Genomic DNA, 14,864 nt, shown 5'->3' on the forward strand with positions numbered 1-14,864 from the left:
TCAGGCGGTGGCCACCGCGAAGACGTGGATGATCCCGCCCTCGGTGGTGGACGGCAGCGTCACGCTCGCCAGCCGCTTGCCGGCCCGGAGCGCGATCGGCGCCGTGGCGAAGACCTCGGTGCCCACCGGATCCGTACCGCCGCCCTGGACGTCGCGGTACGCGGTGTGGACCGCGACCGTGTTGCCGAACGACGGCTGCTCCGTGCCGCCGCCCAGCGTCCAGTCGCTGAAGCCGACCTCGGCCTCCTGCGTCGTGCCGTCGGTGTACGTCAGCGTCACCTTGCCGCTCGCCGAGCCCTCGGCGGCGCTGCCCAGCAGGCCGAGCTTCGTGTCACCCTGCTCCGACGGGACGTTCAGCACCTGCGCGGTGCCGCCCGCCACCTCAATGTTGTCGGGGTCGCCCGGCGCCGCCTCGGGCCAGCCGAAGTCGAATCCGCCGGACGAGACCGTGCCGCCCGGCTTCGCGCCCGCCGCGGCCAGCGCCTTGGCCGAGTAGCTCCAGCCCTCGCCGTCGAAGTTGGCCTGCGGATTGTCGTCGTCGGCCGAGATGCCGGTGCTGTTGCGGTTCCACAGCAGGCTGTTCCTCTCGGCGACCGTCACCGCCGCCGAGGTCTTCGGCAGCTCGGCGCCCGTCGACGACGTGAGCGTCACCGGGACCGTGTAGTGCCCCTCGGCGGTGTCCTCGGCGGCCGACACGGTGAGCTTCGCGCTCGCCGCACCGCGCGCCGGGACCGTGAAGTCGCCCTCCGACGGAGTGACGGTGACCCCGGCCGGCGGCTTCGCCGTCCAGTGCACGGTGGTGGCCTTCGTCTCCAGGCTCTGCACCTTGACGACCGTCTCCGTGCCGCCGGTGCCCGGCTCGACCTTCAGCTGGTCCGGCGAGGCGCCCGTGAAGTACTTCAGCCCGCCGCCGGGGAAGGACGGCGGGGCGTCGGCCGGTGCGCTGCCCCAGGAGGTGTCGGCCTGCGTGCCGAGGGTGAAGTCCAGCGTGCCGCCCCGGGCGACCAGCGAGGCGGGGACCCACGGCTTTGTGGACGTACGGCCGTTGACCTTCAGACCGTGGATGTACGTGTGGTCCGCCGAGGCGGCCGGTGCGTCGACCGTGATCGTCCTGCCGTGCCCGGTGTGCACCACCGTGTGCGGGAACAGCGGTGCGGTGAGCGTCAGATCGGCGCGGCTCGGGTTCTGCGGGTACATGCCCAGCGCCGAGAAGACGTACCAGGACGACATCGTGCCCGCGTCGTCGTTGCCCGGAATACCGCCCGGGGTGTCCGTCCACAGCTGGTCCAGCTCCGCGCGGACCGTCTCCTGCGTCTTGTACGGAGCCCCCAGGTAGTCGTACAGATAAGGGGCGTTGATGTCCGGCTCATTGGTCGGGTCGTAGCGCGTGTCGTCCTTCGCCGAGAAGTCGAACGCCCCGTCCGGAGTACGGAAGAACGCGTCGAGCCGCTCCATGGCGCGGTCGTTGCCGCCCATCGCGCCCGCCAGGCCCGCCACGTCCGAGTACACCATCCACGTGTACCGGGCGCTGGAACCCTCGACGAACCCGCTGCCGGTGCCCGGCGTGAAGGTGCCTGCCCAGCTGCCGTCGGCCTTCCGGTCGCGTATGTACCCGCCCTCGGCGGTGGCGTTGGCGTCGAACACATGCGTCCAGTTGCCCGAGCGGTCCAGGAACTTCTTCGCGTCGGCGGTCCTGCCCAGCTGCCGCGAGAGCTCCGACAGGCCGTAGTCGGCCACCGCGTCCTCCAGCGTCTCGGCGGCGCCGCCCCAGCAGTGGCAGTTGTCCGCCGGTACGTAGCCGAGCTCCAGGTACTTGTCGAGCGCGGGCCGCTGGCCCACGCACTCGACGTTGCAGCCCGCGCTGTCGGAGTCGTTCGCCGTCGGTACGGTCGCCGCCGTGACCAGCGACTTCAGCGCGCCCCTGACATCGAAGTCATGGCCGCCGAAGGCGTAGATCCCGGCGAGCGCCGCGTCCGACGGGTCGCCCGACATCACGCTCGTCTTGCCGTTCTCCAGCAGCCACCGGTCCCACTCGCCGCCACGCTGGCCGGCGTAGTTGAAGAGGGACTGCGCGTAGTCGCTGCCCGCCCGGGGGTTGAGCAGCGTCATCAGCTGCACCTGGGCGCGGTACTGGTCCCACCCGGAGAAGGTGCCGTACTGCGCCTTCTGGCCGTGGGCGAGCCGGTGCGGCTTGCGGTCACCGCCGAGGTAGCGGCCGTCCACGTCGCTGGTCAGGGTGGGTTCCAGCATCGAGTGGTAGAGCGCGGTGTAGAAGGTGGTGCGCTGTGCGTCGGTGCCGCCGCCGATCTCGACCGACTTCAGCGCCTTGTTCCAGTTCGCGGCGGCCTGCCGCCTGACGGAGTCGAAGCTCGTGCCGGGCCCGTTCTCCGCACGGAGGTTGGCCTCGGCGTTCTGCGGGCTGACATACGAGACGGCGACCCGGGCGCGGGCCTCGGTGGTGCCGTCGGCGAAGGTGACGTACCCGCCGGAGCCCTTGCCCTCCACGGCGTTGCCGGACGAGCTGTACCCCGTACCGCCGGAGGCCGAGGTGGACCCGGGGGTGACCGCGTCGTCCTTCCAGGTGCCGACCTTCGCGAATGCCTTGTCGAAGTGGGCGGTGAAGTACAGCGTGTAGAGGTCCTTGCGGTTGTTCGCGCTCTGCGGGCCGCAGAAGTTGCCCGCGGTCACCGAACCGGTCACGGTCCGGGCCGCCTTGTCGATCCGCACCGTCGCGCCGGTGCTGCCGGTCTCCGAGTTCGAGGTGCGGAAGAGCAGGCTGGCCGGCTTGTCCGCCGGGAAGCCGAACCGCCCGGACCCGGTCCGGGCGGTGGTGGTGAGCGCCGCCGACGCGCCACTGGCCAGACCGACCTGGTAGTAGCCGGGCGAGGCGGTCTCGTCGTCGTGCGAGAAATCGCTCGCGTACTTCGCGTCGGCGGTGTCCGTGCTGGGGGAGGAGTCGACGTCTCCCACGTACGGCATGATCGGGATGTCGCCGTTCGCACCGGAGCATCCGACGCCGTTGAGGTGCGTGAGACTGAAGCCGCGGATCTTCTTCGCGTCGTACTGGTAACCGCCCGGGGCGGGCGTCGAGACCTGTCTGCCCTTCGAGTTCTGCGGACTCCAGGCCAGCATCCCGAACGGCTGCACGGCGCCGGGGTAGGTGTTCCCGGCATTCGACGTGCCGATGAGCGGATCGACGTACGACACCGGGTTCCTGACGGTGTCGGGGCGGCCGGCCGCGGATGCGGGGGCGGTCGCGGCCGCCAGGCCCAGCACGGCCAGGGCGGCGGCCGTGACGGAGCTGACGGCCCGGATCCCGGTGTGCGTGCGACGGTTGTGCGTCTGTGGCACCGTTCCTGCCCTTCCTTGGTGACGGACGGTCAACGCGGCGGAGCCGACGCCGTGACCGCTGCGGAACGGCGTCGATCCGACAACGTTGTCAACGACGTGAGGATGCTCCTCCTGCCGATCCGGGGTGTCAAGGATTCCCGGAATCCATCCGTCCGGCCGGGCTGTCCGCACACAACAGCCCGGCGCGTGGCCCCCGTTGCGGGGGCCGCCTTCCGTCAGCGCAGCGAGGCGGGAAGCGCCTCCCGGTGGATGATCCCCAGCCGCTGCGTGGCACGGGTCAGCGCCACGTACAGATCGCTGGTCCCGAACCCGGCCGGCTCCACCACCAGCACATGGTCGAACTCCAGGCCCTTGGCCTGCCGGGGGTCGAGCAGGACCACCGTGCGGGTCAGATCGGGCTCGTCACCGGCGCTGACCCCGGCGAGCGGAGCGGCGATCTCCTCGTGGAGCGTCCGCGGCGCGATCACCGCGAGGCGTCCCTCCTCGGGCGTCAGCTCCGCGACCGCCCGGGCCACCGCACCGGCCAGATCCTCCCCGGCGTCCCGGATCCACGGCGTCTCGCCGGTGGAGCGCACCGAACCGGGCGGCTCGAACGACGGGTCGTCCGCGCGCAGCACCCGGGCCGCCAGCTCCATGACCTCGGCGGGCGTACGGTAGTTGACGTCCAGCCGGACATGCTCGAAGCGGTCGCCCACGTACGGCTCCAGGATCTCCTTCCACGAGCCGACACCGGCCTCCTCGGAGGTCTGCGCGGGGTCCCCGACCAGCGTCAGCGAACGGGTCGGCGAGCGGCGCATCAGCAGCCGCCACGCCATCGGCGACAGCTCCTGCGCCTCGTCCACGACGATGTGCCCGAACGCCCAGGTCCGGTCGGCGGCGGCGCGCTCGGCCGCGCTGCGGTGATCGGCCTCCTCCTGCCGCTCCGCCATCCGCTCGGCGTCGATGATGTCGTGGGCGGCCAGGACCTCGGACTCCTCGTCCTCGAACTCGTACGACTCGGAGCCCCGCGAGAGTTCGAGGACGCCCTGCGCGTACGCGATCCGCTCCTGGCGCTCGGCCTCTGCGGCCGCCCGCGCGGCGCTGTCGTCGTCGCCCAGCAGCTCCGCCGCCTCGTCGAGCAGCGGTACGTCGGCCGGGGTCCATGTCCCCTCGCCGGGCGCGCGCCGGATGGCCTCGGCGTCCGCGTCGGGTACGTAGACGGGCTCGGCCAGGTAGTCGGCGAGGAAGCCCTCCGGGGTGAGCGGCGGCCACAGCTCGTCGATGGCGGCGTGCACCTCCTTGCTGAGGGCGACGGCCTTGCCGAGCTGGGCGATGTCGTCGGGGCCGAGGAAGTTGGGGCCGCCGTACGGGTCGGCGCCGATGCGCTCGGTGAGCTGCTCGGTGAGCGCGTCGATGACACGGAAGGCGAAGTGCGGCCGGGCGAGGTTGTGGGGGAGCCGGGTGTCGCGGGCGGCCTGCCGGGCCTCGTAGGCGATCTCCCAGTCCAGGACGAGGTCGCCGTCGTCGTGCCGCAGGACCATGGGCGCCCCGGGCTCGGGCAGCTGCTGCCGGTCGCGCACGGCGAGGGCCAGCGCCTCGGCCATCGGCTCCGCGCCCTTCACCGCCGCCGCGCGGGGGGTGTCGGTGCCCCGGGCGTGGACCCCGGGGAAGAGCTCGGCCTGGGTGGCGAGCAGGACCCCGGTCTCCCCGAGCGCGGGCAGCACCTCGCCGATGTAGCTGAGGAAGGCGGGGTTGGGACCCACGATCAGGACGGCGCGCTTGGCCAGCAGCTCGCGGTGCTCGTACAGCAGGAAGGCCGCACGGTGCAGGGCCACCGCCGTCTTTCCGGTGCCGGGGCCGCCCTCGACGACGAGGACGCCGCGGTGCGGGGCGCGGATGATGCGGTCCTGCTCCGCCTGGATGGTCCGCACGATGTCGCCCATGCGTCCGGTACGGGCGGAGTTCACGGCGGCCAGGAGCACGGTGTCGCCGCTCGGGTCCTCGAAGCCGGTGCGCTCCCGGTCGCCGACGTCGAGGATCTCGTCGTGGAGCTCGGTGACGGTGCGCCCCTCGGTGGTGATGTGGCGGCGTCGGCGCAGGCCCATGGGGGTGTGGCCGGTGGCGAGGTAGAAGGGGCGGGCGACCGGGGCGCGCCAGTCGATCAGCAGAGGTGTGCGGGCGGTGTCGTCCGCACGGATTCCGATCCGGCCGATGTGGTGCGCGGCGCCGTCGGAGAGATCGATGCGCCCGAAACACAGCGATCCGTCGACCGCGTTCAGGGCGGCCAGCAGACCCGAGCGCTCGGACACCAGCACATCGCGCTCCAGGCGCGCCTGCAGCCCGGTCCCGACCGGCGTCAGGGCGTCCTCGACCCGCTGGGCGGCCACTCCGCGCAGCACGTCGACCCGGTCGTAGAGCCGGTCGATGAATTCCTGCTCCTTCTGCAATTCGGCGCTTTCCCGAGTTGACAACATTGCTCCCTGACGGATAAGGTGTTTCTTAGTGGCCCCCATTGAGGGGCCTTTTCTGTGGGCACACAGAAACACTCAATATACCTGCGAAAATCCCCGGTCCGCAATTGCGGACCGGGGATTTTCCGTGTCCGGCGGGAAGCCGTGACCGGCCTGCCGCCGATGCGGCGGGACAGGCCCTAGGGTGCGAGGTGGCACCGCCCTCGACCCAGGAGCACCCCCACCATGCCCGAGTCCGTCCGGAAGCACCCGTACCCCGACGCCCTGCGCGCGGACGAGGCACCGGCGCCGCACGCGCTGCTCGCCCCGCTGACCGGCCTCCTCGGCACCTGGACCGGCCGGGGGAGCGGCGGATACCCGACGCTCGCCGAGGATTTCGCCTATGCGCAGGAGGTCACCTTCAGCCACGACGGACGCCCCTTCCTGCACTACGAGGCGCGTGCCTGGCTGCTCGACGCGGACGGCGCCCCGCTGAGGCCGGCGGCGCGGGAGAGCGGCTGGTGGCGGATGCAGCCGGAGGGGCGGGTGGAGGCGCTGATCACCCAGCCGACCGGCATCGCCGAGATCCTGGTCGGCGAGGCGGGCGAGAACGCGGTCGATCTAACCACCCATCAGATCGCCCTCACCCCCACCGCCAAGAAGGTCGAGGCCAGCCGGCGCCGCTACACGGTGACGGACGACGGCACGCTCGACTTCGTCCACGACCTCGCGGCGGTCGGTGAGCGGCTGCAGCACCATCTCTCGGCGCGGCTCAGGCGCGAGGGCGGGGACTGACACACGCGCGGCAGGTCTGGCGGCCTCCCACGAAAAGCAGTTGGCCCGCCGGGAGCCGGACCGGAACAATCCGTGTGTCCGGACGGTGGGGGAGGCCGCTTGGCTGTGTTCGTGTGCGAGCGGTGCGGTTCCGCGCTCACCGCACCGGTGTCGGAGGTGGGGCTGCCGCTGCACGCCCGCCATGCGTACGGTCACGCGATGATGCCGCCGCTCATGGAATCGGGGACGTACGCCGTCGACCCGGAACCTTCGGGGCTGCCCTGGCGGCGCTGGGACGTGATCGCGGCGGAAGACGCGGAAGCCCGGGGCGTGTTCGCACCGCTGCACGGGCTCTCCTTCGGGCCTCCCGGAGCGGTCGTCGTCGCGCCGGGGGACACCCGGGGCACGGTTCTGATCCCCGGGCGGTGCGCCGGGTACTGCATGGGCCTGGACGGCAGGGACGGTCCCAACCTGGCCCGCGCGCACTGCGGTCGGGAGGTGGCGACGCGGATCGACGACTGCTCGTACTGGCAGACGGTGTGGTTCGAGCCGCAGGCGGTGCGCGTTCTCGCCGTCCCCGGACCGGAGTTCGCGGCGGACGACTGGGAGACGCTGGTCCGTGAGCGGGCGGCGACGCCGCCGATCGAGGACGCGGGCCGGTGGAGTCCGCTGTGGGAGGCGGAGGCCGGTGCGGCACTGGCCCACCTGGTGGCGGCCTCGGAGGGCGCCCGGGTGGAGGTCGCGGAGGATCTCGTCGCTGCGCCCCTGGGCCGTGCGGCCGACGCGCTGCTCCCCCAGGGGCCGGGGCGGAGGGTGCTCGGCCTGCGCGGCCCCGGGCTGCCCGCGCCCGCTCGCGTCCCCGACATCGCGCTGGTGCCCAGGCATCCGCGTACCGGGGAGGTGCGGCAGCCGCCGGAGACCGCCGACGTCGTGCCGATCGCCGCCGGGGTGTGGCTGCATCTGGCCTTCCCCCGTGAGCGGTTGCCCGTTCCCGCGACGGGCGGACTGCCCCGGGGGGTTCTGCGGGACGATCCCTTGCCACCGCATCCGTGGGGAGCGCTCCGGCCCGACCTGCACCTGTTCCTCCACACGCCGGCGCGGTTGCCCGCCGTCCGCCGGCCGTGGCTGCGCGAGCTCTACGACCGCGTCCGCGCGGCCGGGTAGGCGGACCCGTTCCGGACGTTCCCCGCAGCCGGGCAGCAGGGCGGGCCCGTCGGCCGGTCCGGCCGGCAGCCGGTGCACCTCGTCCCGGGTGCAGGGCCGTACCGGAGGCGGCCGGGCGGCTGCGGCCGTGACGGTCCCGGCGTCCGTCAGGCGAGCGGCCGGGTGTGCGGGCCGCCCCCGGTGAGCCGCTCCAGCAGGTGCACGAAGCGTTCCTGGTGGGCGGCGAGCGCGGCCTCGTCGTACAGCGCCGGATGGCCGTCGTGGTCGACGCGCAGCCCGAGGCCGTCGGCGCGGTCGTGGACGGTGACGGTCAGATCGTCGACCGGCCCCGCCGACAGATTGCGGGCCCGGGCCGGCGCTCCGGCGAAGTCCACGGCGTAGTCGAACGGCAGGGCGTGGACGCGCGGCCCGGCGAGACCCCGGGCCGCCCCGGACAGCCGCAGGTCGCGGTGGATGTCCTCGCAGCGGTAGCGCTGGTGGCTGCGGGTCCTGCGGACGCCGAGGACCACCTGCCGCACCAGCCCGGGGAAGGTCGTGCCCGGCGCGACGGTCAGCCGCAGCGGCAGTACGTTCGTCACCATGCCCGGCACCCGAAGGGCGGCCGGCCCCACCCGGCCCGGCATCGGCAGCCCGATCACCACCTCCGGGCGGTCCGCGGCCCGCGACAGGTACAGGGCCTGGGCGGCGATCGTCACCTCCGGCCAGGTGGCACGGAGCAGGGTGGCGAGATCCCGCACCCGTGCGGTGGTCCGGGGGCCCAGATGTGTGGTGCGCCGCAGGAACGTACCCGAGGGCGGCGCGGCCCGGCCTGCGAGCCCCGGAGCCTCCGGCCGGTCGGCGAAGGCCGCCGACCAGTGGGCGCGGTCCGCGTCGAAGGCGCCCGAAGCCCGGTATCCGGCGTCCTGCGCGACGAGCTCGGTCAGGGTGCCGAAGGGGCGCCGGCCGGGGTCGCCGCCCCGGGCGAACGCCGTGTGGACCTCGGCCGTGCGCCGCACGAGGAGGCAGCAGCCGTAGGCGTCCATGGCCAGGTGGTGGACGCGCAGGTACCAGAGCCAGCGCTCCTCCCCGACCCGGAACAGCGCGTGCCGGAACAGCGGACCCGCCGCCGGATCGCACGGCGCGTCCAGGTCGGCCCGCATCCACGTCTCCGCCCGCAGGTCCGCGTCGGGCGCGCCCCGCAGGTCGTGCACGGTGAGCGCCGGGTCGGCCGAGGGGGCGATGCGCTGGACGGGGCCCTCGGGGGAGTCCTCGATCCGCACGCGCAGCGCGTCGGTCTCGGCCGTCACCCGGCGCAGCGCGGCCGCGAAGACCGCCGGATCCAGCGGTCCGGAGATCTCCAGGCACTCCGCGAGGTGCTGAGCGGGGCCGCGCGGACCGGCGTGCCGCGCATGCCACGCGCCCGCCTGCGCCGCCGTCAACGGCAGCACGGTGTCCGTCCTGCGCGGCCCGGACGGCTCGGGCGGCCCGTCCGGCGTGGTGCCGGTGTCCCCGGTGAGCAGGACGGTCATGAGACCTCCCGCAGCGGCGGCCGGGCCCCGGCATCGTCGCGGATCTGCTCCGGCGTGCGGGCCATGGGACTCAGATCTCCGCGAGGACGGTGTCGGTGGTGGTTACGACCGCGCAGCGGCCGGCGGCCCAGCGCAGCGCCATGTCGTGGTCCTCGCGTGAGAAGTCGGCGACGGCGTCGGCCACGACGAACGCCTGAATGTCCCGCATCCACGCGTCGGCGGCGCTCATGAGCACCCCGATGTGCGCGTACACGCCGGTGATCACCAGCTGGTCCCGGCCCGACTCCCGTACCAGTGACTCCAGTTCGGTACGGACGAAGGCGCTGTACTTCCACTTGGTGAGCACCGTGTCACCGGCGGCGGGTGCCACGGACTCCGGCATGGCCAGCGCCTCGGGGTCGTCCGCCGCGCCGGGACCCCAGAAGTCGAGCTGGAGGCCGCGCTCCTCGGCCGTCTGGCCGCCGCGCTGGGCCGAGTAGATCACCGGGATGCCGGTGCGCCGGCACTCCCCGACGAGGCGGGCGGTGTTGTCGAGCATCCCGGTCAGCGGCTGCTCGCCGGCGGCGAAGGCCCCGAGGAAGTGATTCTGGAGGTCGTGGACGAGCAGGACGGCACGCGCCGGATCGACGGTCCACGCGACCCGGTTCGCGGGGAGTTCGTCCGCGCCGGGAAGGGGATAGGGGGCGATGGCGGGCAGTGCCATGGGAGAGCCTTTCAATGCCGTGGGGAGCCGGGGCGACTGACGCCGATTCAGGGCAGGGGAGCGCCCGGAAGCGCCATGATCGGCTCGGGCTACTTAGGTTAGGCTAACCATATGACGGCGATGCGGCCGGGTGGGGCGGAACGGGGCCCGGACCCGCGAGTCGCGCCGCACGAAGTGGCGGATTGTCCGTATTGGGTAATTATCGGCATTAAGGGGCTATTGCTCTCCCCGGCCCCTTATTTCCATGCCAAAAGCTGCTAAGGGCCGCCAAATCGCCCCTTTCGGGCGCAGTGGCCAGCGTCACGTTTCCCCGTGAAGACGCGACGCCGAGGGCTTCGGTTCCCTGTCGTGCCAAGAAAGTTGACTTCGCCCTGTGCGGTCGGTCACGTGAATTTCCCTTTATTCGATCTTGCAATCAATTGTGATCACGAATTCCGGGCTTGTTTCGGCCGACGTTTCTCGCTTACGGTCGCCGTCAATCCGGATGGAACGCCGAATCCTGCCGCCGTCCGGTAACCCGACCACTCACGTACGGCAGGAGCGGGGGACCCAGGTTTGCCGCCGGTCCGGTATCCGGAGCGGCTAGGGGTGAAGTCGCCATGTGCGGCCGGACATCTCCAGTCCGAACCCGACAGCTCACCTCGCAGGCGGCGGAGAGGAAAAGCGCCATGCCCATCAAGGGTAAGCACCGCCGTGCCAAGTCCACGCCCCTGACCCGCGGTTTCATTGCCGTGAGCACGGGCGGAGTCGTTCTCGCACTCCCCATGATCGCCGCCGGATCGGCTTCCGCCGCCCCGGCGCAGTCCGTCGTCGCCGAAAAGGCCGCGGCCCCGACTTCCGTGGCCGGCAAGGAAATTGCCGTACGGAAGGCGACGCCCACCACCTATTCCGTGGTCTCCGGCGATTCGCTTTACAAGATCGCCAAGGGGCATTCCCTCACCGGCGGCTGGGAGCGGCTCTACAAGGACAACCGGAACGTCGTCGGCGGCAATCCCGACCTCATTCACCCGGGCCTGAAGCTGACCATCGGCGCCAAGTCCACCGCCGCCGCTCCGAAGTCCGCGCCGAAGGCCCCGTCCAAGGCCGAGAACAACTCCGGCGCCTCCGCGCAGTCGGCCGACCGGACCGAGAGCGCCCCCCGCGCCGACCGTTCCGAGCGCACCACGGCCACCCCTGTCGCCGAGGAGACCGCCGCCACCACGCCGGCGCAGACCGCGACGTCGTACACGAACGACCTCGACGGCTGGATCAAGGAGTCGCTGGCGGTCATGGCCGAGCACGGCATCCCCGGCAGCTACGACGGCATCTACCGCAACATCATCCGCGAGTCCTCGGGCAACCCCCAGGTCGTCAACAACTGGGACTCGAACGCCGCCGCGGGCACCCCCTCGAAGGGTCTCCTCCAGGTCATCCAGCCCACGTTCGACGCCTACCACGTGCCCGGTACGTCCATGGACATCCTGGACCCGGTCGCCAACATCACGGCCGCGTGCAACTACGCCGCCGCCACGTACGGCTCGATCGACAACGTGTTCGGCGCCTACTGATCCAGGCGCCCGCCGGTCTCAGCGGTTCCGCGCTCGGGGCGGAACGGTGAGCAGGGGTGGAAGGGAGCGAAACCGCTCCCTTCCACCCCTTTTCGCATGCCGTACAACCCTTGTGCCCCAGAGGCGGTCGAACAGGGGGCCAGGGAGGTAACGGGCCCTTCCCGGCTTCCCCCGGACTCCGCCCGGTCGTCCTTGAACCGAGGAGCCGTTCGTGCGTACCTCTCGTCCGGCCGCTGTCGTCGCGGCCTCCTTTCTCCTGCTGGCGGGGGCCGCGATCACCGCGCCCGCCGCTCACGCCGGCACACCCGGCGGAACGCGGTCGAGCGACCGCAACACCGATTTCAACGGCGACGGCCACGAGGACGTGCTCATCGGCGCGCCCGGCGGGACCGTCGACGGCAAGAAGGGCGCGGGCTACGTGACCGTGCAGTACGGCGCCTCCACCGGCATCGGGACCACCCGGTCCGCCGTCTTCAGCCAGAACTCGGCCGGGGTGCGCGGCGCGGCCGAGGCGGGCGACGCCTTCGGCGCCGCCCTGGCCACCGGCGACCTGGACGGGGACGGCTACGACGACGCGATCGTGGGCGTACCCGGCGAGGACGTCGAACCCCTGGCCGACGCCGGTGGGGCCGTCGTGCTGTGGGGCTCCCCGCAGGGGCTCTCGGGGGCGGACAGCGACTGGCTGCAGGCCGGCGAGCCCACCGCGTCCGACCGGTTCGGCACCGCCCTCGCGGCGGCCCACTTCAGCCCCGACATCCCGGGCGACCAGCTGGCCGTGACCGACCGCTCCGATCTCACGCTGTTCCAGTACGACGCGGCCCTGCTGAAGAAGGGCACCGCACCCCTGGCGCCCACCGCACGCGAGGACATCCCGGCCGACCCCGGCCACGAGATCGCGCCCAAGGCGCTGACCACGGGCGACTACGACGGCAACGGCCTCGCCGACCTCGTCGTCTCCGGAACGACCACGGGCACCGACTCCGGCAAGGGCTGGTCCGCCTACTTCTCCGGCCAGGTGCAGGGGCTCCGCTTCGAGCGCTCGCTGCGGGGCGGCCCGTCCGTCGCCTCGGGGGACATCAACAACGACGGCTTCGACGACCTCGTTACGGCGGACCCGAGCCGCCCCGACGACAACGGCGGCGGGGCGGGGGACGGCGGGGTGATCGGCGTCTACTACGGCAGCGAGGGCGACGGCCCCGTCGTCGGCGCCGACGGCCCGGGTACTCCGCCGGTCTGGTGGACGCAGGACTCGCCGGGCATCCCCGGCACATCCGAGCGCGGCGACGGCTGGGGCACCGACCTGTCCGTGGCGGACACCGACGGCGACGGCTTCGCTGACGTGGCCGTCGGAGCCCCCGGCGAGGACGTCGGCGCGGTCCTGGACGCGGGAGCCGTCTGGGTGCTGCGCGGCGCGGCCGGCGGGCTGACCGCCGCCGGCGCCGCCTCGTGGGACCAGGACTCCGCAGACGTACCGGGCGTCCCCGAGCGGGGCGACAACTGGGGCGGCCAGGTCAGGCTGACCGACCCCGACCGCGACGGGCGTTTCGGCCTGCTGGCCGCCGCTCCCGGTGAGGACACGCTCAACGGTGTCGTCTGGGTGCTCCCCGCCGCGGCCGGCGGCGTGACGGCCTCCGGCTCGTGGACCTTCGACGGCGGATCGCTCGGCGCACCGAGGGCGGGCGCCCGGCTCGGAGCCGCGATCGACGAGTAGCGGGACCGGCCGGAGGGCGGGGCACGGAGCCCCGCCCCGCCCTCCGGAAACGGGTGCGCGATGCCACTATGAACCTTTCATCCCGCGCGCTACCCTCCGCCGCATGATTTCCACGGTGGTCTGGGGAACCGGCAATGTCGGCCGCGCGGCCATCCGCGCCGTCGAGGCGCATCCGGCCCTGCAACTCGCACACGTACTCGTCCACGACCCCGCCAAGGTGGGCCGCGATGCCGGTGAACTCGGGCTCCTGGGGCGCGACGTGGGTGTCGCCGCGACCGACGGCATCGACGCGGTGCTGGCCGCCGCCCCCCGTGCCGTGGTGTACGCCGCCTCCGGCGACATCCGCCCCGACGAGGCGCTGGCCGACATCACCCGGGCGGTCGCGGCGGGCGCCGTCGTCGTCACCCCCGCCCTGTACGCCCTGTACGACCAGCGGGGCGCCCCGCCCGAGCTGCGCGACCCGGTGCTCGCGGCCGTCGCCGAGGGCGGCGGCTCCCTCTTCGTCTCCGGCGTCGACCCCGGCTGGGGCAACGACGTCCTGCCCCTCCTGATCAGCGGCCTCGGCAGCACGGTCGACGCCGTCCGCTGCCAGGAGATCTTCGACTACTCCACCTACGACCAGCCCGACTCGGTCCGCCATCTGATCGGCATGGGCCACCCCATGGACTACGAGCCCCTGATGCTCGCCGCCACCGTCCCGACCATGGTGTGGGGCGGCCAGATACGCCTGATGGCCCGGGCCCTGGGCGTCGAGCTCGACGACATCCGCGAGACCATGGCGCGCCGAGCGCTGGAGACGACGGTGAGCACCCGGACGATGGGGGAGTTCGAGGCCGGCACCCAGGGGGCGGTGCGGTTCGAGGTCCAGGGCATCGTCGGGGGCGAGCCGCGCATCGTCATCGAGCACATCACCCGGATCCACGCCTCCTGCGCCCCGGACTGGCCCTCACCGCCCGACGGGGCCGGGGCCCACCGGGTGATCATCGAGGGCCGGCCGCGCATCGAGGTCACCGTCGAGGCCAGTGACGAGGACGAGAACCGCTCGGCGGGCGGCAACGCCACCGCGGTCGGCCGGCTGGTGAACGCCATCGACTGGCTGGTGGACGCGGAACCCGGACTCTACGACGCGCTCGACGTACCCCTGCGTCCCGCGGCCGGCCGACTCGGAAGGAAACAGCCATGATCATCGACATCCCCGAGGGCCAGGAGCCGATCGGATACGTGTGGGGCGACATGGTCCCCGGGATCGGCATGGCCGCGGCCAACTTCTCGCTGTCGGTCTACCAGCACACCACGCTCGGGCTGCGCGAGTTCGAGGCGGCCCGGCTGCGGATCGCGCAGATCAACGGGTGCCTGTTCTGCCTGGACTGGCGCACCGAACGCGACGGGCAGAAGGTCGAGGAGGAGTTCGCCGACGCGGTGAGCGACTGGCGTACGACCGGGGTCTTCGACGACCGCACCCGGCTGGCCGCCGAGTACGCGGAGCGCTACGCCCTGGACCACCACGGACTGGACGACGCGTTCTGGGAGCGGATGACGGCGCACTACAGCCAGCGGGAGATCGTCGAGCTGAGCATGAGCATCGGTTCCTGGCTGGCGTTCGGCCGGCTCAACCATGTGCTCGGTCTCGACGCGGTGTGTGTGCTGCCGGGCCAGTGAACGGGCTGCCGGCGGACA

General features: G+C 72.6%; 9 protein-coding genes, 1 pseudogene and 1 riboswitch. Of the genes and pseudogenes, 6 read left to right on the plus strand and 4 right to left on the minus strand.

All coding sequences use genetic code 11. The features are described from left to right. Both RLT58_RS31775 and RLT58_RS31780 read right to left on the minus strand, forming a co-directional pair. Positions 1–3,351 (minus strand): GH92 family glycosyl hydrolase, encoded by a 3,351-nt coding sequence (locus RLT58_RS31775; RefSeq protein WP_311313795.1) that lies wholly within the window; start codon positions 3,349–3,351, stop codon positions 1–3. 215 nt (positions 3,352–3,566) lie between these two features. Next, a complete protein-coding gene (locus RLT58_RS31780; RefSeq protein ID WP_311313796.1) occupies positions 3,567–5,777 on the minus strand; it encodes a HelD family protein in 2,211 nt (736 codons plus the stop codon). A gap of 249 nt (positions 5,778–6,026) precedes the next feature. On the opposite strand from RLT58_RS31780, the gene RLT58_RS31785 reads away from it, so the two are divergent. Both RLT58_RS31785 and RLT58_RS31790 read left to right on the plus strand, forming a co-directional pair. After that, positions 6,027–6,575: a heme-binding beta-barrel domain-containing protein gene (locus tag RLT58_RS31785; protein ID WP_311313797.1), complete on the plus strand. Its 549-nt coding sequence runs from the start codon at positions 6,027–6,029 to the stop codon at positions 6,573–6,575. A 105-nt stretch (positions 6,576–6,680) separates the two neighbouring features. Continuing rightward, entirely contained in the window at positions 6,681–7,718 is a 1,038-nt protein-coding gene (locus RLT58_RS31790; protein WP_311314715.1) for a hypothetical protein, read from the plus strand. 161 nt (positions 7,719–7,879) lie between these two features. Here the strand turns inward: RLT58_RS31790 and RLT58_RS31795 are convergent. Both RLT58_RS31795 and RLT58_RS31800 read right to left on the minus strand, forming a co-directional pair. Beyond that, positions 7,880–9,226, minus strand: a pseudogene (locus RLT58_RS31795) (condensation domain-containing protein); the annotation flags it as partial. 70 nt (positions 9,227–9,296) lie between these two features. Further along, on the minus strand, positions 9,297–9,929 hold the full coding sequence (locus tag RLT58_RS31800; protein ID WP_311313798.1) for an isochorismatase family protein: 633 nt from the start codon (positions 9,927–9,929) through the stop codon (positions 9,297–9,299). A 480-nt stretch (positions 9,930–10,409) separates the two neighbouring features. Further along, positions 10,410–10,592, plus strand: a riboswitch (cyclic di-AMP (ydaO/yuaA leader). 5 nt (positions 10,593–10,597) lie between these two features. On the opposite strand from RLT58_RS31800, the gene RLT58_RS31805 reads away from it, so the two are divergent. The 4 genes from RLT58_RS31805 (at position 10,598) to RLT58_RS31820 (ending at position 14,846) form a co-directional block, all read left to right on the plus strand. Beyond that, positions 10,598–11,476, plus strand: a complete 879-nt coding sequence (locus tag RLT58_RS31805; RefSeq protein WP_311313799.1) for a LysM peptidoglycan-binding domain-containing protein — start codon at positions 10,598–10,600, stop codon at positions 11,474–11,476. Positions 11,477–11,687: 211 nt separating this feature from the next. Next, positions 11,688–13,187 (plus strand): FG-GAP repeat protein, encoded by a 1,500-nt coding sequence (locus tag RLT58_RS31810; protein WP_311313800.1) that lies wholly within the window; start codon positions 11,688–11,690, stop codon positions 13,185–13,187. 103 nt (positions 13,188–13,290) lie between these two features. Next, entirely contained in the window at positions 13,291–14,370 is a 1,080-nt protein-coding gene (locus RLT58_RS31815) for an NAD(P)H-dependent amine dehydrogenase family protein (protein WP_311313801.1), read from the plus strand. Then, the gene (locus tag RLT58_RS31820; RefSeq protein ID WP_311313802.1) at positions 14,367–14,846 is read left to right on the plus strand and encodes a carboxymuconolactone decarboxylase family protein; all 480 of its coding nucleotides are present in this window, start codon (positions 14,367–14,369) and stop codon (positions 14,844–14,846) included. The genes RLT58_RS31815 and RLT58_RS31820 overlap by 4 nt, the downstream gene beginning before the upstream one ends. Positions 14,847–14,864 lie beyond the last annotated feature (18 nt).

Origin of the sequence: Streptomyces sp. ITFR-16, from assembly GCF_031844705.1 — a bacterium.
Classification (GTDB): Bacteria; Actinomycetota; Actinomycetes; order Streptomycetales; family Streptomycetaceae; genus Streptomyces.

Bases quoted from the DNA above. Each gene is read 5' to 3' on its own strand.
- RLT58_RS31785 (WP_311313797.1), top strand. From the start codon at position 6,027: ATGCCCGAGTCCGTCCGGAAGCACCCGTACCCCGACGCCCTGCGCGCG.
- RLT58_RS31800 (WP_311313798.1), bottom strand. From the start codon at position 9,929: ATGGCACTGCCCGCCATCGCCCCCTATCCCCTTCCCGGCGCGGACGAA.
- RLT58_RS31805 (WP_311313799.1), top strand. From the start codon at position 10,598: ATGCCCATCAAGGGTAAGCACCGCCGTGCCAAGTCCACGCCCCTGACC.
- RLT58_RS31815 (WP_311313801.1), top strand. From the start codon at position 13,291: ATGATTTCCACGGTGGTCTGGGGAACCGGCAATGTCGGCCGCGCGGCC.
- RLT58_RS31820 (WP_311313802.1), top strand. From the start codon at position 14,367: ATGATCATCGACATCCCCGAGGGCCAGGAGCCGATCGGATACGTGTGG.